Genomic DNA, 21,604 nt, shown 5'->3' with positions numbered 1-21,604 from the left:
GAGGGCGTGGCCACGGTGGGCCAGTCAGTGACCAAGTCACCGTAATATCTGCGCGAACTGCCGTTACCTGCGCGCGGTCCTTGCCATGGGCGATGCAGTTGAGGACGCCGCTCTCCTGGCTACCGGCGAAGGGGAACTCGTCACAGGGCTCGTCCTGCACGTCCTTGGGGCACTTGGAAGTTCCACGGATGACGTGACAGGTTTCTGACTCAGGGTCACATCGGCCTGACCTACCGGTGAAAGTCGCTGCCTGCCGTTCAGCTCAGTTGCGGGGAGATGAAAACGGTGGGCAGCGGCCCCATCACAGCACCGGCTTCCACCCGAAGACGGAACTCATGCTCCACCGCTTCCAGGGCCGCGCGTGCGTCGTCGAATTCCTCCGGCTCATCCTCAAGAAAGAAGCCGGAACGCCGCAGAGCCGCATTGAGGCGGTCGGGGGCGGATCCGCTCGCAGGCTCGAACAGCCACGTGTCGCAGGTAGCGATGATCTCGCCGTCACGAGCTTGGGTCACATGCGTGGTCGAGCCGAGAAGTGACCACACGCTGATCGCCTCCGTTCCTCGGGACAGCCGCCGTAGCACCGGCTCCATGTGCGCGACACCCGTTTGTCCGTTCACGTCGACCAGGTAGACCCATTCCTCACTGGCGGGCGCGTAGATCCGGACGCCCCAGCTGTCGAACCCCAGATGCCCGATCGCCTCATCCAGCCGGTATTCCGGCAAATTCCCCTGGCGCACGACCTCCAAGCGCTCAAGGAGATCCGGCAACGCGAGACCCCGCACCGCCGTCACACAGAAGTACTCACTGCTCAGCACCTCGGACAAGCGGTCCATAACAGCTCCGTCCCTCAGCACCCGGCAGCGGCCGGATACGACAGTACGCCACCCATGCGAGGCAGAATCAGGGCGGAAGAACAGTCGGCCGAGACGGAGCGTCGACGACTCCGCAACGAGCCTCGGCCTGTCCCGGCTGGGCATCAAGCCGACTACCCCCTTCCTCGCTCCCTGCCGTCACCGCCTCACCGGGGACACCTTCGACCAGCTCAACCGCGCCTGCATGGCGCGTGAAGCAACGTCACCCAAGACCAGCGATTGATCGAAAAAGACCCATCCCACGTCTTCGTATCCGATTACTCTGACGTAACCTGACAGCGACATGTCCCGCCGCTCACCTGGGACGATTCTTGCCGCGGGCGTTCGGGGCCAGCCATCACACACTTCACGGGAACATCGATGTCTCATTCTTGGCGCTTGGGAGATTCCGAGCAATTCTACTTGACTCTCTCCTTGAACAGAAGCCCAGCAGAGATAATCCGCATCTATAGGGCTGACGAAGGTGCGGCCAGACAACTACTCTCACAAGACACGCCCGACGCTCCCCCTTTGGGCACCGTACTGCGCTCGGGTTCGTTGGGCGAATGGGGTTTTTGTATCGAGTTCGAGGACCCAATCGGATTCACGAACGGAGTGATGCGCGATCTGTCTATAGACACCGAATCCATCATCCTATTCCGGACAGCGAAAGCGCTGACGGTATTCCATTGTGTAGTGAATGGAAGAGTTATCGAGTGGTTCGAGCCGGGATACCCACCTAGCGTCCGTGGGCATAGCTCGCACCAATTCTCCCAAAGGATCCACGCACTCACCTCCGCCGGCATGGACTCGATTGCTGCATGCCTGGACGTCATTGCCCGGTGCGTCGGCCAGGAAATCACTACGGAAATACTTCGCGGGCCGCTGCTTTCGGTGATAGTTGACGAGCCCGACCGAGACGCCCTCGAACGACCGGACCCTCCGCTTCTCTACCCAAGAGATACGCAAGAGAATCCCAGACCTCTGGGCCGACCGCTACCCGCTTTCCCGACCCCCTGATATCTACACCACACCTTCGTCTCCCTCGCCCGCAGCCTGATCTGCTGGAGACGCCTCAAGAAGACCCGCACATGTTCGTGTTACGAGCGCTATGGGCGGGTGTGGTCTCCTGGCCAGGAGACCTCTTTTCCGCAGGAGCGAAGCCGGCCCGGCCGAACATCTGCCGCCTGAGCATCTTCTTCCGGTTGACGTGCCGACGCCGAAACTCCGGGGCAAAGTGAGGCCGGCGATCACGGCGTCGCGATCACGGTCGATACCGGCGGCAAGGAAGTTGAGCCAGAGCCTCTTTACGGACAGCGTTTGTCGACCGTTTTCGGAGGCAGGCGGTGCCCGTCTGACTCGCTGACGCCGAGGACAACTGACGGCACTGCCGGGAGAGGCAGGGACTCAGGTGCTGCGCGCGCGGGTGGCGAGCAGAGCCGCCAGGGTGCACGGTGCGAGCAGCACCCCGAAGGCGGCGCTGTAGCCGAGGGTATCGGTCGAGCCGACGCCGAGGCAGGCGTTGAGCAAGGCGGAGGAGAGGCCCAACACCGTTATCTGGCCAAGGTTCTGGCTGGTCTGCATCGCGCTGCCGGCGTAGCCCTGCCGACCGGGTGGGCTGTGAGTGAGCGACAGCGCGGTGAGGGATGGGGCGTACATGCCCATGCCGATCGCCACGACGACCATCGCCGATGCCGCGGTGTACGCGGGCGTTGCGGAAAGCGTCCCGGCCACCGCGAGGGCGACTGCCGCTGCCTGCGCCAGTGCGCCGGCCACAACCAAGCGGTGGCGGGGGTAATGCTCCAGCAGACGCCCCTGCACCCAGGAGGAGCCGGCCCAGGCCAAGGCTGCCTTGAGCGCTCCTCCCCGCGAGCGCCCCATCCGGTGAGCCCGGAATCGACACCGTGACGGCAAAAATCGACACCGTGTAGAATTTTGGGCGCCAGGAGCGCTCCGGCTCCTCGCAAGACCTCTCTGGAGGAACAGTGCGGAAGCAGAACTGGCTCATCACCGGCGTCAGCACGGGCCTCGGGCGTGCCTTCGCCGAGGCCGCCCTGGCCGCGGGGCACACCGTCGTCGGCACAGTCCGTTCCGAGAAGGACCTGCGGGCCTTCGAGGAACTCAGGCCCGGCGACGCTCACGGGCGCCTGCTGGACGTGACGGACGATGACGCCGTCCACGGGGTGCTCGCGGAGGTGGAGCAGAGCGTCGGCCCGCTGGACGTCGTCGTCGCCAACGCGGGCTACGGCCTGGAGGGCACCTTCGAGGAAACCCCGCTGGCCGAGGTGCGGCGGCAGTTCGAGGTCAACGTGTTCGGGGCGGTGGCCACGCTGCGGGCGGCGCTGCCCCCCATGCGCCGGCGTCGCCGCGGACACCTGATGGCCGTCACCTCCATGGGCGGGCTCATGGCCGTGCCCGGCATGTCCGCCTACTGCGGCAGCAAGTTCGCTCTGGAAGGCATCCTGGAGGCGCTGGGCAAGGAGGTCGCGCAGTTCGGCATCCACGTGACGGCGATCGAGCCCGGCTCCTTCCGCACCGACTGGGCCGGACGGTCCATGACACGCGCCGCGCGGACCGTCGACGACTACGACGCGCTGTTCGGCCCCATCCGCGAAGCGCGGCAGAAGGCCAGCGGCAACCAGCTGGGCAATCCGGCCAAGGCCGGGGAAGCCCTCGTGCACATCGCCTCGGTCGAGCAGCCGCCCGCCCACCTCCTCCTGGGTTCGGACGCGCTGCGACTGGTGACCGCCGCCCGCACGGCCGTGGACGAGGACATCCGCGCCTGGGAGGCGCTCTCCCGCACGACCGACTTCGCCGACGGCGCGCAGCTCTGATGCCCGGTCACCAGCCCGCGCGGAGCCGTCGCGCCACCGAGCGCAAGGGCGATGTCCGGGAGCGGGCCATCCTCGACACCTGCGAATCCCTGCTCGCGCGCAAGGGCTACGACGCCATGACCGTCGGCGACATCGCCCAGGGCGCCGGCATCACCCGCGGCGCGCTGTACTTCTACTACGGCTCCAAGCAGGAAGTGGTCACGGCACTCGTGGCCCGGACCGTCGCGCACCTGTGGGAGCGGTCGAGGGCCACCGCTGAGGCCGACGAGCCCCGCCGGGCCATCGCGGCAGCCATGGGGCGCACGGTCGAGCTGTGGAACGAGCACGGCCTGGTCATGCGCACGGCGATCGACCTGTCGTTGACCGTGCCGGAGATCGGCGAGCTGTGGAACCACACGGCCGACCTGTTCATCGCGGCCATCACCGCCGTACTCGAACGCGCCGGAATCCAGGCGGGTACCGCGCCCGACCAGGCATCAGCGATGGCACGCGCCCTGTGCTGGATGATCGAGCGGACCTTCTACCACGCCTCACAGGAATCCGGCGAGAAGCTCCAGGACGCGTCGGCGACATGCGCCCACATCTGGCTGACCAGCGCCGGTCTGGCGCCCTGAGCAGGAGGCGAGGAACGCCCCGGAAAGTTCCGGGCGGGACGGGGTACGCGCGCGGGGAGCGGCCGACCGGCCCTCCCCGCGAACAAGGAGTTCCCCATGGCGTCCTCTCTGCTCGAAGCTGTCGACATCAAGGCCCCGGTGGCGGTGAGCTGGGCGCTGTGGGAGGACGTGGAGCGCTGGCCCGACTTCCTCAGCCACGTCAAGCACGTCCAGCGCACCGACGAGGTGACCTTCGTCTGGCAACTCGCCCTGCCCGGCGTGGACAAGGAGTTCGTCGCCGAGCTGACCGAGGTCGTCCCGGGCGAGCGCATCGCCTGGCGCACGATCGAGGGCGTGCACCACGCCGGGGTGGTCACCTTCCACCGGCTGAGCGCCACGGAGAGCCGCGTCACGCTCCAGATCGAGTACGAGCCCGAGGGCTTCGTCGAGCGCGTCGGGGCCCTCACCAATCTCGATTCGACGCTCGCCAACTACGACCTGGGCGAGTTCCAGAAGCTCGCCGAGCTGGAGGCGGGGCGGGAACGGCACGACGTGTAGAGGCGGAACGGGGGTCCCGGCGGACCGGGAGCCCCCGTGCGGGGAGGCGGCGGGGCGGTGCCCCGGGGCCACTCCCGCCGGGGCAGGAGACCGCTCGACGGGTTCGCGTGGATCGCGAGGAGACGGGCGGCCCTGCCGCGTGTTCCGGCGGACGCGCCCCTTCGGAACACAAGTCCCCCGCTTGTTCCGGCTCTTCACTACCCCCCGAGCCCCCGGTTCCTCAGGAGGACTCCAGGACGTGGCGGTCGCGGCTCGCGCCGAAGGCTGTGGCGGTCTGCACGACGAGCAGGGCGAGCAGCACCGCGATCGGCAGCGACCATCCCCCGCTCACGGAGTGCAGCAGGCCGAGACCGAGCGGGCCGAGGCAGGCGATGAGGTAGCCCGCGCCCTGCGCCATCGTCGAGAGCTGGCCCGTGTGGTGCGCGTCGGGCGAGCGGGCGACGATGTAGCCGAGGGCGAGGCCGATGGCGAGGCCCTGCCCCAGTCCGAGGAGGGTCATCCAGAGGTAGGCGCCCGACACGGGGGACGTGAGCAGGCCGACGAAACCGGCCGCGCACAGCAGGGCGCCCACCAGCGGCGCGAGGAAGGCCGGGCGCAGCCGGTGCTGCAACCAGGGCGCCGCGAAGGACGCGACCATGCCGGGGAAGCTGGAGAAGGAGAGCATCCATCCGGCCTGGCTGTCGCTCATGCCGTGGTCCTGGAGGAGCGTCGGCAGCCAGGAGAGGATCGCGTAGTAGCCGAGGGACTGGAGGCCCATGTAGAGGGTCACCGCCCAGGCGGTGCGGTCGCGCCACAGCGCCCTGAGCGTGGGGGCGGCGGCGTCGGCTCCGCCCCGCTCCACCGGCCCCTGTCGTCGGCGGTTCGCGGAACGCCGCTCCGGCAGGCGCAGTTCGGGGAGCCAGGCCAGGGCGGCGACGAGGGCCGGGATCGCCATCAGCGCGAGCACCTGCCGCCAGCCCCAGCCGGTGGCCGACTCCAGCGGGACGACCACGCCCGCGGCGAGCGCGGCTCCGCCGGACAGGGCCAGGGAGTAGCAGGCGAGCATCAGCCCGGCGCGGCCGGCGAAGTCGTGCTTGATGAGCTGGGGCATGAGGACGTTGCCGACCGCGATCGCCGCCCCGGCGATCAGGGTCCCGCCGAACAGGGCGAACACCCCCGGGACCGAGCGCAGCACGATGCCACCGGCCATGGCGAGCAGGGCCCACCACAGCAGGCGGTGGGGACCGAAGCGGCGGGTGAGCCGGGGCGCGAGGTACGCGAAGGCCCCGAAGCAGACGACCGGCACCGTCGAGAGGGCTCCGGCGCCGAACGACGAGAGGTGTTCGTCGTGCCGCACCTCCCGCAGGACGGGGGAAAGGGACGCGACGGCGACGCGCAGGTTCAGCGCGGCCAGTCCGAACGCGACCGCGGCGCGCACGGTGCGCGCCCCGGCCGGACCGGGGAGGGACGGCTCCCGGGGCGCCGAAAGGGACGCCACCGGGGCCTGAGAGGTCACTGGGCTGTTCATGCCGTCCACTCTCCGGCGAGGCCCGCACGGCGGACTACCGATAGGATGCCAACCTATGAGGGAAACCCGCCATCTTCATCCCGTGGAACGCGGCCGCATCGTCCTGGCGCACGGGCAGCGGCTGCCCACCCACGCCCACGACCACGGTCACCTGGTCTATCCGGCCACCGGCGTGCTCTCGGTGACCACCTCAGGCGGTACGTGGATCGCCCCGCCGACCCGGGTGGCGTGGACCCCCGCGGCCTTCGCGCACCACCACACCGCGCACGGCGACGCGGACATGCGAATCCTCTTCCTGTTCGACGCGCTCGCCGCCCGGCTTCCCGCGCATCCGGCCGTGCTGACCGTCTCCGCGCTCGCCCGCGAGGCCCTGCTCGCGCTCACGGCGGAGGAGGCGGGCCCGGGCGGGCGGGCGGCGGAGGCGGAGCCCTGCGGCCGGACACCGGAGGCGGTCGACCGGCTCCAGGCGGTCGTCGTCGACGAGCTCACCGCGGCGCCCGAGCAGCCGCTCCACCTGCCCGAGCCGGCCGACGACCGGCTGCGGGCGCTGACCGGCATCCTCTACGCCGACCCCGCCAACCAGCAGACGCTCGCCGAACTGGGCACGCGGGTCGGGGCGAGCGAGCGGACGCTCAGCCGGCTCTTCGGGCAGGAACTGCGGATGAGTTTCCACCAGTGGCGCACGCAACTGCGTGTCCACCACGCGCTCGCCCGGCTCGCGGCGGGGAAGTCCGTCACCGACACCGCTCTCGCCTGCGGCTGGGCCAACGCGACGAGTTTCATCGAGGCGTTCACCGCCCTCGTCGGCGAGACCCCCGGCCGCTACCGCAACCGCCAGCTCCACACCGAGACCGGCTGAATCCGTCCCCCGCCCCCGCTCACCACCGCGAACGCCTGGCACCGAGCGCCACCCGCAGCCGCACCCGCACCTCCACTCGGAATCCGTGCCGCCACTCCCCGCCCTCAGCCCGCTCGCAGGATCTCCACTCCCAGGCCCGTGAGCCGGGCGAGCACGGGGTCGGTGGGGGCGGCGTCCGTGATGAGTCCGGTGATCTTCTGCCAGGGCAGGACGCGGAAGCGGGAGGCCGTGCCGATCTTCTCGGAGGAGGCGAGGATGTAGGTCTCGGCGGCGCGCGAGGCGAGGGCGCGCTTCATGGCCGCCTCGTCGGCGTCGCCCGTCGTGAGGCCGACCTCGGGATGGACCCCGGTGACGCCGAGCAGGCACAGGTCGGCCGAGACGTTCTGCGCGGCCTCGACGGCGGCGGCGCCGCACGTGACCGCCGAGTGCTTGAAGAGACGGCCACCGAGGAGGAAGAGTTCAGCGCGCGGGTGGTCGAGGAGCGCGGCGGCGATCGTGGGGCTGTGCGTGATGACCGTGCAGGGCAGTTCGTGCGGGAGGGCGCGGGCGAGCGCGAGGGCGGTCGTGCCGCCGTCGAGGATGACCGCGCCACCAGGGCGGATGAGCTTCGCGGCGAGCGCGGCGACTTTTCGCTTGCCGTCCGGGGCGACGGCCTGCCGCGCGGTGTAGCCGGCGACGGCGGGCGAGACGGGAAGGGCACCCCCGTACACGCGTTGGCACAGGCCCTCGGCGGCAAGGTCGCGGAGGTCGCGGCGCACGCTGTCCTCGGAGATACCCAGGTCCGCGGCGACGTCCTTCGCGATGACCTTGCCCTCGTTCGTCAGCAGACCGAGGAGGTGATCGCGGCGTTCAGCGGCAAGCATCCACATTCTCTCCTGCTCTTGCACGTTCCTGCGCGTAGTCTACCGCTCGTCCGCCCTTCCGACGCACTCCCAGGAGCCACCGTGGCAGAACGCCCCGGCATCGAGATCCCCGACCACCGCGGCCGCACCGGCCTCGACCAGGCGGGGCGCGGTCTCGACCGCAACCCGGACGTCGTGGTCGAGGACGTCGCGCTGACCTCGCAAGGGTGGCACGTCCTGCGCCGTACGCGATTCGCGTACCGCCGCAGGGACGGCCGCTGGCAGACCCAGGAGCGCGAGACGTACGACAGGGGCGACGGCGCGGTGGTCCTCCCGTACGACGCCGAGCGCCAACGCGTCCTGCTGACGCGTCAGTTCCGCTACCCGGCCTACGTGAACGAGCACCCGGACGGGATGCTGGTCGAAGCGGCGGCCGGCCTGCTCGACGCGGACAGCCCGGAGACGGCGATCCGCCGGGAGGCGGAGGAGGAACTCGGCGTCCGCCTCGGCCGCCTGACCCACGTCTACGACACGTACATGAGCCCCGGCTCGGTCACGGAACGCCTCCACTTCTACGCGGCCCCGTACACCCCCGCGGACCGCGTGACTCCCGGCGGCGGCCTCGTGGAGGAGGGAGAGGACATCGAGGTACTCGAACTCCCCTTCGCGGAGGCGCTGTCGATGATCCGCGACGGCCGCATCGCGGACGCGAAGACGGTGATGCTGCTCCAGTGGGCGGCGCTGGACGGGCCGTTCCGGAGGTGACGGGCCGGGGCGGGCGGTCGCCGGTGGGCGGCCAGGCAGTGGGCGGTGACCGGGCGCCCCGCCCCACAGGCGCCCCCACACCCTCACCTGGCGGCCCCGCTCCTCACCGCCCCCCCCTTCGGGCCTTACCGGTAGTCCTCCGCCACCCCCTTCTTCCCCCCGAACACCACGTCCCGGAAGTACGCGAAGGAGTCCGGGCGGCTGCCGTCCACGTCGGTCAGGTCGTAGGCGCTGGCGAGTTCGGCGCTCGACGCCGAGGTGCCCGACCAGCGGGCGCGCTGGGGGTCGGCCGCCAGCGCGGCGAGGCCGCGGGCCAGGTAGAAGGGGGACTCGGCGATCGCGAAGTGCGGTTCCTGGGCGACGGCTTCGCGCCAGTTCTCCTCCGTGACGCCGAAGAAGGAGAGCATCTGCTCGGAGCGCAGGAAGCCCGGACTCACGCTGAGCGCCGTCCCGTTGAAGGGGGCCAGCTCCTCGGAGAGGGCGAAGGCGATGCGGTGCGGGGTGGTCTTGGCGATGTCGAAGTACAGGTTGTCCCGGAACCGCTCGTTGAACTCGGCGGTACCGTCCGTCACTTCGACGTGCACGGGGCCGTCGGAGCGGATCAGGAGCGGGAGCGCCAGGCCCGCCGTGATGACGTGCGAGCGGACGCCGAGATCGAGCATACGCAGACCGTCCGCGAGCGGCGTCTCCCAGCTCTTCTTGCCGAACACGTGCTCCGCGACGAGGTGTTCGCCGCCCCACAGGTCGTTGACGAGGATGTCGAGCCGCCCGTGGTCCGCCTCGATCCGCGCGAACAGCGCGCGGGCCCGCTCCTCGTCGAGGTGGTCGGTCGGCACGGCGATCCCGGTACCCCCGGCGGCCGTGACGAGTTCCCCGGTCTCCTCGATCGTCTCCTGGGGCCGCCCGACCTCGCTCGTGTGCGTACGGGTCGTGCGGCCCGTCACGTAGACGGTCGCCCCCGCCTCGCCGAGCGCGACGGCGATCGCCCTGCCGAGCCCGCGCGTCGCCCCCGCGACGAGGGCGATCCTGTCGGCGAGGGGCCGCTCCCCCGCCGCCGCAGACTGCTGCTGTTCCCGCGTGATGTGGTCCATGCCGTCCATCGTGGACGCCCATCCCGCCAGAACCTGTCACCTTTTCCGGGAACCCGCACGTGTCCCGCGCCGGTGGCCGCGCCGGGCGAGAAACCCCCGGCTCTCCGAGACCGCCCCGCGGGACAGGACAACGCGCGCCGACGGCCGTCTCCCCTTCAGCACAAGGGAACTGACGCGTTCTCCGCGGAATCCCGGATTCCCTGGAATGTCCCACTTCCCCCGCCCGGACCGCCGCCTCAGGACGGCGTCTTCGCCTCCTCCAGGAGCCGCCCGACCTCGTCCGTGTCCAGGAGCAGGGCCGCGCCCACGACGTTCAGCGCCTCGCGTTCGGCGGAGGTGTAGGGACCGTCGGCGAGGGCGACGCGGGCGCCCTGGAGGAGGATCGAGGCGCGACCGAGTGTCGCGAGGTGCGGGGCGAGCGGGTCGAGGGACTCGTGCAGCTCTATGGCCAGCGTGAGGGCAGCGGTCTCGGCCTCGGCGGGGTCGTCGGGACAGACCGGGGAGCCGGGGTCCTCGGCGAGGGCGCGCATGAGGGCGTACAGCTGGTCGTCCTCGCAGTCGGTCCAGCCGGCGCCGCGGACGGTGGCGACGGCGGCGTCCATCGTGGAGCGCGAGGCGGTGCCGCTCGCGGCGAGCACGGCGACGACGACGGTGTGCACGGCGTCGCGCAGCAGGGCGCCGAACCGGGCCGTCGTGGGGTGTTCGAGGGCTTCGACGCCGTACTCGGCGGCGCAGGCACCGCACTCGACGACGGGGCCCGTCGTACCGCGCGGGAGGAGCGGGACACCGAGGAAGGCGACGTACTGGTTCCCGGTCTTGCGCACGTAGGCGCGGTCGCCGCCGCAGTCGGGGCAGAAGAACTCGCCGTCGCTCTCGACGTTCCAGCGCGTCCGCAGCCGCAGCGGGCCGTAGCGGGCGGGCGGCGTGCGGTGTGGTCCGGTCCCCGACCGCTGGTGACGGTCCTCGCCCCTGCCTCCGGCTCGTGCCACGGCGCACCTCCCTGTTCGGCGCGCGTGCGTCCTCGCACCGCGCTCGTCCTGCCCACGGGCGAACCCGTTGTGCGCACGGGGACCGGGATGCCCCGCACGGTGGCGCCGGGTGTCCGACGCCTTGGCGTGATGTTAGCCACATCGCCGTGATGACGTCAGTACCCCGGCGTTACTCGGTCGATACCTGGCCGAGAGTGACCGCAGGCCCCGACAGGACGTGAACCCTGCGGGGCCTGCGTGGTCATGACAGCGCGAACTCCCGCGCGGGGGGTGAGGCGTGGGGGACGGCGGTTGACGGCCGAGGGGATAGTCGGCCGGGTCCGGGGGCGTCGCACGGAGGCGGTCGGCGGCCCGTGCGGCGCGCCCGGAGCGGGGGTGGCGGGGTACGGGGAGGTCATCCCCGTACCGCCCGGGTCACCCCCGCGGAGGCAAGGGGCTCAGCGGCCCGCGCGGTTGACCGCGGAGACGACCGCCTTGAGCGAGGCGCGCGTGGTGTTGGCGTCGATGCCGATGCCCCACAGGACGCGGTCGCCGACGGCGCACTCGATGTACGAGGCGGCCTGCGCGCTCGCGCCCTCGCTCAGCGTGTGCTCCTGGTAGTCGAGCAGGCGGGCGTCGATGCCGACGCCCTGGAGCGCGTCGAAGAACGCGGAGATGGGGCCGTTGCCGCTGCCGGTCAGCTCGGTCTCGACACCGTCCACCACGGCCTGCACGGTGAGCTTGTCCAGCCCGTTCTCCGTCTGCGCGGTGGTCTGCCCGGCGCGTACCTGTACGCGGCCCCACGGGTTGGCGGGGCGGGGCAGGTACTCGTCCTGGAAGACGTCCCAGATCTCGGCCGGGGTGACCTCGCCGCCCTCGGCGTCCGTGCGCGCCTGGATGATGCGCGAGAACTCGATCTGCATACGGCGCGGCAGGTCCAGCTTGTGGTCGTTCTTGAGGACGTACGCGATACCGCCCTTGCCGGACTGCGAGTTGACGCGGATCACGGCCTCGTAGGAACGGCCCACGTCCTTCGGGTCGATGGGCAGGTACGGCACGGCCCACTCGACGTCGCCGACATCCTTGCCCTCGGCGCGGGCCCGGTTCTCCAGCGCCTCGAAGCCCTTCTTGATGGCGTCCTGGTGGGAGCCGGAGAAGGCGGTGTAGACGAGGTCGCCCGCGTAGGGGTGACGCGGGTGCACCTCCATCTGGTTGCAGTACTCGGCGGTGCGGCGGATCTCGTCGATGTCCGAGAAGTCGATCTGCGGGTCGACGCCCTGCGAGAAGAGGTTCATGCCGAGGGTCACCAGGTCCACGTTCCCGGTGCGCTCGCCCTGACCGAACAGGCAGCCCTCGACGCGGTCGGCGCCCGCCATGACGGCGAGTTCGGCGGCGGCGACGGCGGTGCCGCGGTCGTTGTGGGGGTGCGCGGAGAGCGCGACGTGCTCGCGGTGGGACAGGTGCCGGGACATCCACTCGAAGCGGTCGGCGTACGTGGAGGGGGCCGAACGCTCCACGGTGGCGGGCAGGTTGAGGATGATCTCGCGGCCGGGACCGGGCTGCCACACCTCCATGACCGCCTCGCAGACCTCCAGCGCGAAGTCCAGTTCGGTGTCCGTGAAGATCTCCGGCGAGTACTGGTAGCCGAAGACGGTCTCGGGGCCGAGCAGCTTCTCCGCGTACTCCACGACGTGCCGGGTGCCGTCGACGGCGATCTTCTTGATGTCGTCCTTGCTGCCCCGGAAGACGACCTCGCGGAAGACGGGCGCGGTGGCGTTGTACAGGTGGACGTTGGCGCGCCGGGCGCCGACGAGCGACTCGACGGTCCGCTCGATCAGTTCCTCACGGGCCTGCGTCAGCACGGAGATCGTGACGTCCTCGGGGATCGCCTCGGGGTCCTCGATGATGGAGCGCACGAAGTCGAAGTCCGTCTGCCCGGAGGACGGGAAGCCGACCTCGATCTCCTTGTAGCCCATGCGGACGAGCAGGTCGAACATCTCGCGCTTGCGGGCGGGCGACATGGGGTCGATCAGGGCCTGGTTGCCGTCGCGCAGGTCGGTGGAGAGCCAGCGGGGGGCCTTGGTGATCCGCTTCTCGGGCCACGTGCGGTCGGGGATCTCCACCTGCTCGTAGCGGCCGTAGCGGTGGAAGGGCATCCCGGAGGGGGCCTGGAGGTGAGCGGTGTTGCTGAGGGGCTTCCGTCCGGAGCCGTCCGCGGCATTCTGCTGCGCGGGAACGGTGGCGGTGGGCTCGCTCGTGGTCATGTGCGTGGGCTCCTCTGAAGTCCGCTGAGGCTGAGGGGGCCGACGGGGCGGAAAAACCGCAACACCTCACTCCGCGGGGAGGGGGTCGGCCTACGACTACAGACCCTCGCCGCGGCAGCTAAGAAGAAGCAGCCCGAAACGCATGATGCTCCGCACCTTAGCCGAGTCCCGCGAGGCGCGAGACTCCGTATCACCATGCGGGACGAGGCATGACTCCATCGTCCGGCTCCGTCGGTCCCATTATCAGCTCTCGGGACTGGGATGATCCAAACCTCCATCCGTGATATGTCCCTCGTTCGTACGAAAGTCCCGCACGATTTGTGACAGTACGCAAGGTCAGGGTAACCGTGAGTGCATGAACACTCACCTTCACCTCCCGCACCAGCCCTTCTGCACGATCGTCCCCCCGCATCTGCTCGACCACCTCGCGCGGGCGGGCCACGCCACCGCGCGCCGCACGCTCGACGAGGACGCGGGCCGCCGCCACCAGCGGCGGCAGACGGCGCTCGCGCGCACACTCGCCGCGCCGGCCGGGGACCCGACCGCCTCCGAGACCCCGGACCGCACCATCTACGACGCCCGGCACGGCATCCGCCTCCCCGGCCACAAGGTCCGCGCCGAGGGCCAGGAGCCGACACGCGACGCGAGCGTCAACCGCGCCTACGCGGGGCTCGGCGCGACCTTCGACCTCTACCGCAAGGTCTTCGGCCGCGACTCCATCGACGGGCGCGGTCTGCCGCTCGTCGCGAGCGTCCACTACGACCGCGAGTACAACAACGCCTTCTGGGACGGCGACCAGATGGTCTTCGGCGACGGCGACGGCGAGATCTTCCTCGACTTCACCCTCCCCGTCGACGTCATCGGCCACGAACTGACCCACGGCGTCACCCAGCACACGGCGAACCTGGAGTACCAGGGGCAGGCCGGAGCGCTCAACGAGTCGGTCTCGGACGTCTTCGGCTCCCTCGTCAAGCAGTACGCGAAGCAGCAGCGCGCCGAGGACGCGGACTGGCTCATCGGCGACGAACTCCTCGCCCCCGGCGTCGAGGGCACCGCGCTGCGCTCGATGAAGGCTCCGGGCACCGCGTACGACGACGACGTGCTCGGCAAGGACCCGCAGCCCGCCTCGATGGACGACTACGTGGAGACGGAGGAGGACAACGGGGGCGTCCACATCAACTCGGGCATCCCCAACCGCGCCTTCTACCTCCTCGCCACCTCGCTCGGCGGCTACGCCTGGGAGCGGGCCGGGCGCATCTGGTTCGACGTGCTCACCGGCGGCGAGCTGTCCTCGACGGCGGACTTCGCCGAGTTCGCGGCGCTCACGAGCAGGGCGGCGGACGGCGCGGACGAGAAGGAGGCAGTCACGAAGGCGTGGTCGGAGGTGGGGGTCTCCCTGTCGTGAGCGAGGGCTTCGCAGGCAGCGGACGGTGCTCGGCACGGCGGACGGGGTAGGTCCATGGGTATGCGCATCGAGGTGACACGGACGGGCGGCTTCGCGGGCGGACGGCGAACGGGGGTGATCGACACCGACAGCGCGGAGGGCGCCGAGGACGCGTCCCGGTGGCACTCGCTCGCCGAACAGGCGCTGCGCGAAGGCGCCGACGAGCCCCCGAGCGGGGTCCCCGACGGCTTCCGCTACACGCTCACCGTCGACGGCCGCACCGTGCACGCGGCCGACCCCCGGCTGGGCGAGGCCCAGCGCGAGCTGTTCCGGAGGGTGCTCAAGGAAGGGGCCTGAGCGGACGGGTCCGCCGGCCGGGGGCGACGGGTCCGCCGGCCGGGGCGACGGCTCCGCTGGCGGGGGGCGACGGGTCCGCCGGCCGGGGGCTTGAATGTCCTCCATGGCCTCACGACCCGTACCACCGCGCGGCGCCACCGATCCCGTCGTGGCGCGCGTCGAGTGGTTCCACGAGACAGTCGCGCGCCAGTTGTGCCGCGTCCGTGAGCGGTACGGTCCCTTCGTCCTGCACCTTCAGCCCTACCAGGGCGCCTTCCCCGCGCGCCCGCACCCGGCCGAACGGGGGCGGGCCTTCACGGCGGCGGAGGTGGCGGACCTGCTGCGCACCCAGCGGGAACGGCAGGCGCCGCGCGGCCTGGAGTGGCTGGCGGAGACGGCTCCGGCGCTGCGGGCCGCCTGCGAGGAGGCGGGCCTGGTCGTCCGGGAGCGCCCGGTGCTGCTCATCGACCCCTGCGGGGACGACGCCCGCGCGGCGGTGTCCGCTCCCGTGCCGCCGTCCGACGCCCGGCTCCTCGCGTCGAACGACTGGCGCGTCGAGCACGCGATCGCCGTCGCGCACGTCGGCTTCGCCTACCCCGGCACGGACCGGGGCCCCGAGGGCCGCGCCTCCGTCGCGGTGCTCCTCGCCTCCGGCGGCCTGCGCCGCGAGGCCGCCGAGGCGGCCCGCCGCATCCACGCGGGCACCCGCGTCCTCGCGATCGCCGAGACCTCCGAAGGCCCCGTCGCCACGGGCCAGTTCAACACGCTGGACGACCTCGCCGAGATCATCGCCGTGGCCACCCTCCCCGAGGCCCGCCGCAGGGGCCACGCCTCCGCCGTCCTGCGCACCCTGATCGCGGAGGCCCGCTCCCGCCGCCTGCGCACGATGTTCCTCACGGCTGCGGACGAGGAAGTGGCCCGGATCTACGAGGCGGTGGGCTTCCGGCGCCTGGCGACCCTGCTGGAGGCGGGGGAGGCGGGAGCGGGGCGGGGGGCGTGACGGGTCCGTGGGCCGGGGGGCGGGGTCGGCGCGGGGCACGCGGCGGGGGGACGTGAGCGGGGGAAGCGGGAGCGGTGGCAGGCGCGGCGGTCCCCGGGGGCAGGGCTTCCCCCGGGGACCGCGCGCTGCGGAGGCGCGCCCCGGCCGGGAGTAGCCCCTCGGATCGTGAGCACCGTGTCCAGGCCCGCGTGACCGTGAGCGGGCCGTCCCGGCCGTCCGTGCTGGTCCGGGGTGAGGGGGTGTCCGCGAAGTCCTGTGGAGGGCTCGCCGTGTCCGGTGCGTGCTCTCGGTGTGCCGCTTCCGGATCCCCTCGGTTCTGGGGCGGGTGCGGCGCGAGTGCGTGCCGGGCGCCGTGGGCGCTGCGGTGCGGGACTTCGCGGAGGCGCCCTTGACGTCCCGGGCCCCGCCCTAACTGAACGGCGTTGGCCCTAGAACCCCAGTCGGCGGAGCTGCTTCGGGTCGCGCTGCCAGTCCTTGGCGATCTTCACGTGCAGGTCCAGGAAGACCGGCGTGCCGAGCAGCGCCTCGATCTGGCGGCGCGACTTCGTGCCCACGTCCTTGAGCCGCTGGCCCTTCGGGCCGATGACGATGCCCTTCTGGCTGGAGCGCTCGATGAAGAGGTTCGCGTGGATGTCGAGCAGCGGCTTGTCGGCCGGGCGGCCCTCGCGCGGGTTCATCTCCTCGACGACCACCGCGATCGAGTGCGGAAGCTCGTCCCGTACGCCTTCGAGCGCCGCCTCACGGATCAGCTCGGCGACCATGACCTGCTCGGGCTCGTCGGTGAGGTCGCCCTCCGGGTAGAGCTGGGGGCTCTCGGGGAGGAGCGGGACGAGGAGGTCGGCGAGGAGCGAGACCTGCTTGCCCTCGACGGCGGAGACGGGCACGATCTCGGCCCACTCGAAGCCCAGCTCGCGGCCGAGCGCGTCGATCGCCATGAGCTGCTCGGCGAGCCGCTTGCTGTCGACGAGGTCCGTCTTCGTGACGATCGCGACCTTCGGGGTCCGCTTGATCCCGGCGAGTTCCTTGGCGATGAAGCGGTCACCGGGCCCGATCTTCTGATCGGCGGGGAGGCAGAAACCGATCACGTCGACCTCGGCCCAGGTGGCCCGGACGACATCGTTGAGCCGCTCGCCGAGAAGCGTGCGCGGCTTGTGCAGCCCGGGGGTGTCGACCAGGATCAGCTGCGCTTCCGGACGGTGCACGATGCCGCGCACCGTGTGCCGCGTGGTCTGCGGGCGGTTCGAGGTGATGGCGACCTTCTGCCCCACGAGTGCGTTGGTCAGGGTCGACTTCCCCGCGTTGGGACGGCCGACGAAGCACGCGAAACCCGCGCGGTGCGGGGCGGCGGGGGCGGTGGAGGGTTCGCTCATACGGCCCATTCTCCCCGATCCGCCGAGTGCCGCCGACCGGGGCCGCCCCGCACCTCCCGGCGAAGCCGCCGCGCCCGGTGCGGAAGAGCCGCCGTGCCTGTGCGGCGAAGCCCGACCTGAGCCCTCCGGCGGAACCGCGCGCCGCCCTCCGGTGGGGCCGACTTGGGCCCCGGCACAGCCACCCGATCGGGCCGAGCCGCTACCCGCACCCACCGCCCGGCCCCCGTACCGTCCTCCGCCGTCCCCGCCGCTCAGCCCGCCGCGAGCCGTTCCCGCAGCACCGCGTCGGGGCCCGCCAGGAAGACCGGCGTACCGGCGCCGCCGAGGTCGGCGACCGCCGCGAGGTCCTCGGCCGGAAGGGACTCGGCGGCCGTCACGACCGCCGCCGCCTCCAGCGACTCCGCGCCGCTGGCGACCGCCATCGCGACCGCCGTGCGCAGCGCGCTCAGCGCGAGGCTCGGCAGGGCGACGGTCCCGGCCACGTACGTGCGCCCCGTCTCGTCCCGCACCGCCGCGCCCTCCGGCACCTGGTTGCGGGCCCGCGCGGAACGGGCGAGCGTGATGATCTTGGCGTCCTCGGGGTCCAGCGCGCTGCTCTCACTCATGCCGCCGAGCATACGGAGCCGTGCGACGCCCCCACGCGCGAGCCCCGACGCGCGACGCGACCACGCGCCCCGCCCTCGGCGCCCCGTCCCGGTCCCCCGCCTCCGCGAGAGCCGGTGCGCTGGCTGCCCTCGCCCCCGTACCGGATCAGGCGTACCGGACACCGTGGCTCACGGCCGGTCCAGTTTCAGCCTCTCCGCCCTCGGCAGCTTCGCCACCACCAGGTCGTACGAGTCCTCCACCATCTCCCGCACCCGCGCGGCGGGCAGTGCGCCCACCGTCACCGTGTTCCAGTGCCGCTTGTTGAGGTGCCACCCCGGCACGACGGCATCCGGGTGGGCCTCGCGCAGCCGCACCGCCTCCTCGGGCTCGCACTTGAGCGAGACCGTGAGGGGCTCGGCGCCGAGGTCGGTGAGGGCGAAGACCTTCCCGTTGACCTTGAAGACCGAGATCTCCGGGGTGAACGGGAACTCCTCGACCGCCGCGTTGAAGGACAGGCACAGCGCGCGCAGCGCCGCCGGTTTCATCCCGCGTTCTCCTTGCTCAGCGCGTCTTCCGCGCGGGGCTCCGCACCCTCGCCGACAGGCTCCACGAGCACCGTGACGATCTTGTTGCGGCGGCCCGCCGAGGACTCCGCCGTCAGGCGCAGCTCGCGCCCGTCGGGGAGCGCGACGACGGCCGAGGACTCCGCGATGGGGACGCGGCCCAGTGCCTTGGCGAGGAGCCCGCCGACGGTCTCGACGTCCTCGTCGTCGTACTCCTCGATGCCGTACAGCTCGCCGAGGTCGTCCGTTCCCAGGCGCGCGGTGACACGGTGGCGACCCTCGCCGAGATCCTCCACGGGAGGCAGTTCGCGGTCGTACTCGTCGGTGATCTCGCCGACGATCTCCTCCAGGATGTCCTCGATCGTGACGATCCCCGCCGTGCCGCCGTACTCGTCGATGACGACGGCGACGTGGCTGCGCTCCTGCTGCATCTCGCGGAGCAGGTCGCCCGCGTTCTTCGTGTCGGGCACGAAGGTCGCCGGGCGCATCGCGGTCGAGACCAGCTCGGACTCGGCGTCGCGGCTGATGTGCGTCTTGCGGGCGAGGTCCTTGAGGTAGACGATCCCGACGACATCGTCCTCGCTCTCGCCCGTGACCGGCATCCGCGAGAAGCCGGAGCGCAGCGCGAGCGTGAGCGCCTGCCGGATCGTCTTGAACCGCTCGATCGACACGAGGTCGGTGCGGGGCACCATGACCTCGCGCACGAGCGTGTCGCCCAGTTCGAAGACCGAGTGCACCATGCGGCGCTCCTCGTCCTCGATGAGCGACTCCTTCTCGGCGAGGTCCACGAGCGCCCGCAGTTCGGCCTCGGAGGCGAAGGGACCGCGCCGGAAGCCCTTGCCGGGCGTGAGCGCGTTGCCGATGAGGATGAGGAGCGGGGGCACGGGACCCATGACCTTGGCGAGCGGTACGAGGACGTAGCTCGCGACCGTCGCCGTGTTGAGCGGGTGCTGGCGGCCGATCGTGCGCGGCGAGACGCCGACGGCGACGTAGCTGACGAGGACCATCACGGCGATGGCGACGAGCAGCGCGGACCACGTCTCGTCGAACGCCTTCAGGCAGGCGTACGTGACGAGGGCCGCCGCCGCCATTTCGCAGGCCACCCGGACGAGCAGGGCCACGTTGAGGTAGCGGGTGGGGTCGGCGGCGACCTGGGCGAGGCGCGCGCTGCCGCGCCGCCCGGACCGTACGGCCTCCTCGGCGCGGAAGCTGGAGACGCGCGCGAGCCCGGCCTCGGCGCAGGCGGCGAGCCAGGCCACGACGACGAGCGCGACGGCGCCGCTGATCAGCTGGTAGCTCACGCGACGCCCCCCGGACAGCCCGGCTCTCGCCGGTGCGTGGCGCGGGCCGGCCCGGCGCCCGGGAAACGGTCGGCCCGGGTGGCGCGCGGGGCACCGCCGGGGCCCGGCCTCAGGACGCGGTCGGGGACGGCGCTCACCACGCCGTCGGTTCGCGCGCTCATGACACCGTCGGGGCCGGCGAGGCTCCGGTGAGCCCGCGCTCCCCGCGCCAGCCGTCCACGATGGCCTGCTGGAGACCGAACATCTCGGCCTTCTCGTCGGGCTCCTCGTGGTCGTAGCCGAGCAGGTGGAGCACTCCGTGGACGGTGAGGAGTTGCAGTTCCTCGTCCATGGAGTGCTCCGTGGGCGCCTCGCGGCCCTGGCGCTCGGCGACCTCGGGGCACAGCACGATGTCGCCGAGCAGCCCCTGCGGGGGCTCCTCGTCGTCCTTCGCCGGGGGACGCAGCTCGTCCATCGGGAAGGACATGACATCGGTGGGCCCCGGGAGGTCCATCCACTGCATGTGGAGCTGTTCCATCGCGGGGCCGTCCACGAGGATCACCGACAGCTCGGAGAGCGGGTGGATGCGCATGCGGCCGAGGGCGTACCGGGCGATGTCGAGGATGGCTTCCTCGTCGGCCTCGGTGCCGGACTCGTTGTTGACGTCGATCGACATGGTGCTGGTCGGTCTACTTCCCGTTTCCGTCGTGGCCGCCCCGCGCGCGCCCGCCGCTCCGGCGGCTCTGGTCCTGCTCGCGCTCGTGGGCATGGTCGTACTTCTCGTACGCGTCAACGATCCGGCCCACGAGTTTGTGCCGGACGACGTCCTGCGAGCTGAGCCGCGAGAACGCGACCTCGTCCACGCCCTCCAGGATCTCCTGCACCTGCCGCAGCCCGCTCTTCGTCCCGCCGGGCAGGTCGACCTGCGTGACGTCGCCGGTGATGACGATCTTGGACTCGAAGCCGAGGCGGGTGAGGAACATCTTCATCTGCTCGGGATTCGTGTTCTGCGCCTCGTCGAGAATGATGAAGGCGTCGTTCAGCGTGCGACCGCGCATGTACGCCAGCGGCGCGACCTCGATCGTCCCGGCCGCCATGAGGCGCGGGATGGAGTCGGGGTCGAGCATGTCGTGCAGGGCGTCGTACAGGGGACGCAGATAGGGGTCGATCTTCTCGTAGAGCGTGCCGGGCAGGAAGCCGAGGCGTTCGCCGGCCTCGACGGCCGGGCGGGTCAGGATGATGCGGCTGACCTGCTTCGACTGGAGGGCCTGCACGGCCTTGGCCATCGCCAGGTACGTCTTGCCGGTACCGGCGGGGCCGATGCCGAAGACGATCGTGTGCTTGTCGATGGCGTCGACGTAGTGCTTCTGGTTGAGCGTCTTGGGGCGGATGGTGCGCCCGCGCGAGGAGAGGATGTTCTGGGTGAGGACCTCGGCGGGGTGCTCCTCACCCCCTGGCTCGCCCGCGCCGCTCGCGCGGAGCATCGCGATGGAACGCTCGACGGCGTCCTCGGTCATCGGCTGTCCGCTGCGCAGCACGAGGAGCATCTCGTCGAAGAGGCGCTGGAGGAGGGCGATGTCGGCGGCGGGTCCCTGAGCGCTGATCTCGTTGCCCCGGACGTGGATGTCCGTGCCGGGGAAGGCGCTCTCGATGACGCGGAGCAGCGAATCGCCCGAGCCGAGGACCGTCACCATGGGGTGCTTCGCCGGGACGGTGATGCGAGCGGTGGAACGCTCAGGGCTGTGGGCTGTGGGTGTCTGAGTCATGGGCCGGCACTGTGGCCTGCGCATACCTCCTGTGTCAGGTCCTCGCCGGTCGAAAACCTCTTGGCCCAAGCCTACGACCCCTCGCCGACAACACCGCAGGCCTTTTCCCTCGCGGGGCGCACGGGTTTCCGGAAGGGCTTCCGGGAGGGTTTCCGGCAGCGGGAGGGGGTACCTGCGGTGTCCGGACG

Annotated in this window: 22 protein-coding genes and 1 pseudogene; 9 read left to right on the top strand and 14 right to left on the bottom strand. The window is 71.3% G+C overall.

Going from position 1 to position 21,604, the window contains the following annotated elements; translation table 11 throughout:
* Positions 1 to 257 precede the first annotated feature (257 nt).
* Positions 258 to 833: a DUF6461 domain-containing protein gene (locus tag IF99_RS0108870; protein WP_030995821.1), complete on the bottom strand. Its 576-nt coding sequence runs from the start codon at positions 831 to 833 to the stop codon at positions 258 to 260.
* A gap of 399 nt (positions 834 to 1,232) precedes the next feature.
* Here IF99_RS0108870 and IF99_RS35715 point away from each other — a divergent pair, with 399 nt between their 5' ends.
* Entirely contained in the window at positions 1,233 to 1,871 is a 639-nt protein-coding gene (locus IF99_RS35715; protein ID WP_420705656.1) for a DUF6461 domain-containing protein, read from the top strand.
* A gap of 111 nt (positions 1,872 to 1,982) precedes the next feature.
* Here the strand turns inward: IF99_RS35715 and IF99_RS35710 are convergent.
* Positions 1,983 to 2,147: pseudogene (locus IF99_RS35710) on the bottom strand (ISL3 family transposase); the annotation flags it as partial.
* A 111-nt stretch (positions 2,148 to 2,258) separates the two neighbouring features.
* Positions 2,259 to 2,696, bottom strand: coding sequence for an MFS transporter (locus IF99_RS0108865; protein WP_030995820.1), 438 nt, complete (start codon positions 2,694 to 2,696; stop codon positions 2,259 to 2,261).
* Positions 2,697 to 2,836: 140 nt separating this feature from the next.
* Between IF99_RS0108865 and IF99_RS0108860 the strand changes: the two genes are divergently transcribed.
* The 3 genes from IF99_RS0108860 to IF99_RS0108850 all read left to right on the top strand — a co-directional run bounded on the left by IF99_RS0108860 (position 2,837) and on the right by IF99_RS0108850 (position 4,836).
* Complete coding sequence (locus tag IF99_RS0108860) at positions 2,837 to 3,685, top strand: oxidoreductase (protein WP_030995819.1); 849 nt, start codon at positions 2,837 to 2,839, stop codon at positions 3,683 to 3,685.
* Positions 3,685 to 4,299 carry a TetR/AcrR family transcriptional regulator gene (locus IF99_RS0108855; RefSeq protein WP_030995818.1) on the top strand — a complete coding sequence of 205 codons (615 nt, stop codon included), beginning with the start codon at positions 3,685 to 3,687 and terminating at the stop codon, positions 4,297 to 4,299. The genes IF99_RS0108860 and IF99_RS0108855 overlap by 1 nt, the downstream gene beginning before the upstream one ends.
* A 96-nt stretch (positions 4,300 to 4,395) precedes the next feature.
* Entirely contained in the window at positions 4,396 to 4,836 is a 441-nt protein-coding gene (locus tag IF99_RS0108850; protein ID WP_030995817.1) for an SRPBCC family protein, read from the top strand.
* A gap of 220 nt (positions 4,837 to 5,056) precedes the next feature.
* Here the strand turns inward: IF99_RS0108850 and IF99_RS0108845 are convergent, their stop codons facing one another.
* On the bottom strand, positions 5,057 to 6,343 hold the full coding sequence (locus IF99_RS0108845) for a CynX/NimT family MFS transporter (RefSeq protein WP_234340628.1): 1,287 nt from the start codon (positions 6,341 to 6,343) through the stop codon (positions 5,057 to 5,059).
* A gap of 55 nt (positions 6,344 to 6,398) precedes the next feature.
* Between IF99_RS0108845 and IF99_RS0108840 the strand changes: the two genes are divergently transcribed.
* Positions 6,399 to 7,202, top strand: a complete 804-nt coding sequence (locus IF99_RS0108840; RefSeq protein ID WP_030995815.1) for an AraC family transcriptional regulator — start codon at positions 6,399 to 6,401, stop codon at positions 7,200 to 7,202.
* 104 nt (positions 7,203 to 7,306) lie between these two features.
* Here the strand turns inward: IF99_RS0108840 and IF99_RS0108835 are convergent, their stop codons facing one another.
* Positions 7,307 to 8,065 carry a DeoR/GlpR family DNA-binding transcription regulator gene (locus tag IF99_RS0108835; RefSeq protein ID WP_030995814.1) on the bottom strand — a complete coding sequence of 253 codons (759 nt, stop codon included), beginning with the start codon at positions 8,063 to 8,065 and terminating at the stop codon, positions 7,307 to 7,309.
* A gap of 81 nt (positions 8,066 to 8,146) precedes the next feature.
* Between IF99_RS0108835 and IF99_RS0108830 the strand changes: the two genes are divergently transcribed.
* Complete coding sequence (locus tag IF99_RS0108830) at positions 8,147 to 8,809, top strand: NUDIX domain-containing protein (RefSeq protein ID WP_030995813.1); 663 nt, start codon at positions 8,147 to 8,149, stop codon at positions 8,807 to 8,809.
* Positions 8,810 to 8,934: 125 nt separating this feature from the next.
* Here the strand turns inward: IF99_RS0108830 and IF99_RS0108825 are convergent, their stop codons facing one another.
* The 3 genes from IF99_RS0108825 to leuA all read right to left on the bottom strand — a co-directional run bounded on the left by IF99_RS0108825 (position 8,935) and on the right by leuA (position 13,024).
* Positions 8,935 to 9,909, bottom strand: a complete 975-nt coding sequence (locus tag IF99_RS0108825) for an SDR family oxidoreductase (RefSeq protein ID WP_030995812.1) — start codon at positions 9,907 to 9,909, stop codon at positions 8,935 to 8,937.
* A gap of 227 nt (positions 9,910 to 10,136) precedes the next feature.
* Positions 10,137 to 10,889 (bottom strand): TerB family tellurite resistance protein, encoded by a 753-nt coding sequence (locus IF99_RS0108820; RefSeq protein WP_030995811.1) that lies wholly within the window; start codon positions 10,887 to 10,889, stop codon positions 10,137 to 10,139.
* A gap of 437 nt (positions 10,890 to 11,326) precedes the next feature.
* Positions 11,327 to 13,024, bottom strand: a complete 1,698-nt coding sequence (leuA, locus tag IF99_RS0108815) for a 2-isopropylmalate synthase (protein ID WP_030995810.1) — start codon at positions 13,022 to 13,024, stop codon at positions 11,327 to 11,329.
* Between the two features lie 463 nt (positions 13,025 to 13,487).
* Here leuA and IF99_RS0108810 point away from each other — a divergent pair, with 463 nt between their 5' ends.
* The 3 genes from IF99_RS0108810 to IF99_RS0108800 all read left to right on the top strand — a co-directional run bounded on the left by IF99_RS0108810 (position 13,488) and on the right by IF99_RS0108800 (position 15,852).
* The gene (locus tag IF99_RS0108810) at positions 13,488 to 14,537 is read left to right on the top strand and encodes a M4 family metallopeptidase (RefSeq protein ID WP_030995809.1); all 1,050 of its coding nucleotides are present in this window, start codon (positions 13,488 to 13,490) and stop codon (positions 14,535 to 14,537) included.
* Positions 14,538 to 14,597: 60 nt separating this feature from the next.
* Positions 14,598 to 14,873 carry a protealysin inhibitor emfourin gene (locus IF99_RS0108805; protein WP_030995808.1) on the top strand — a complete coding sequence of 92 codons (276 nt, stop codon included), beginning with the start codon at positions 14,598 to 14,600 and terminating at the stop codon, positions 14,871 to 14,873.
* A gap of 103 nt (positions 14,874 to 14,976) precedes the next feature.
* Complete coding sequence (locus IF99_RS0108800) at positions 14,977 to 15,852, top strand: GNAT family N-acetyltransferase (RefSeq protein ID WP_030995807.1); 876 nt, start codon at positions 14,977 to 14,979, stop codon at positions 15,850 to 15,852.
* 428 nt (positions 15,853 to 16,280) lie between these two features.
* Here IF99_RS0108800 and era read toward each other — a convergent pair whose 3' ends face one another.
* The 6 genes from era to IF99_RS0108760 all read right to left on the bottom strand — a co-directional run bounded on the left by era (position 16,281) and on the right by IF99_RS0108760 (position 21,416).
* Complete coding sequence (era, locus tag IF99_RS0108790) at positions 16,281 to 17,222, bottom strand: GTPase Era (RefSeq protein ID WP_010274448.1); 942 nt, start codon at positions 17,220 to 17,222, stop codon at positions 16,281 to 16,283.
* Between the two features lie 251 nt (positions 17,223 to 17,473).
* Complete coding sequence (locus tag IF99_RS0108780) at positions 17,474 to 17,827, bottom strand: hypothetical protein (RefSeq protein WP_030995806.1); 354 nt, start codon at positions 17,825 to 17,827, stop codon at positions 17,474 to 17,476.
* Positions 17,828 to 17,995: 168 nt separating this feature from the next.
* Complete coding sequence (locus IF99_RS0108775; RefSeq protein ID WP_030995805.1) at positions 17,996 to 18,352, bottom strand: MmcQ/YjbR family DNA-binding protein; 357 nt, start codon at positions 18,350 to 18,352, stop codon at positions 17,996 to 17,998.
* Positions 18,349 to 19,671 carry a hemolysin family protein gene (locus tag IF99_RS0108770; RefSeq protein ID WP_030995804.1) on the bottom strand — a complete coding sequence of 441 codons (1,323 nt, stop codon included), beginning with the start codon at positions 19,669 to 19,671 and terminating at the stop codon, positions 18,349 to 18,351. Before IF99_RS0108770 ends, IF99_RS0108775 begins: the two co-directional genes overlap by 4 nt.
* Before the next feature lie 157 nt (positions 19,672 to 19,828).
* Positions 19,829 to 20,326: an rRNA maturation RNase YbeY gene (ybeY, locus tag IF99_RS0108765; RefSeq protein ID WP_030995803.1), complete on the bottom strand. Its 498-nt coding sequence runs from the start codon at positions 20,324 to 20,326 to the stop codon at positions 19,829 to 19,831.
* A gap of 13 nt (positions 20,327 to 20,339) precedes the next feature.
* Positions 20,340 to 21,416: a PhoH family protein gene (locus IF99_RS0108760; protein ID WP_078655028.1), complete on the bottom strand. Its 1,077-nt coding sequence runs from the start codon at positions 21,414 to 21,416 to the stop codon at positions 20,340 to 20,342.
* Positions 21,417 to 21,604: the final 188 nt, after the last annotated feature.

Origin of the sequence: Streptomyces sp. NRRL F-5630 (genome assembly GCF_000719475.1) — a bacterium.
Taxonomy (GTDB): Bacteria; Actinomycetota; Actinomycetes; order Streptomycetales; family Streptomycetaceae; genus Streptomyces.
This window is presented reverse-complemented; position numbering and strand designations above follow the sequence as displayed.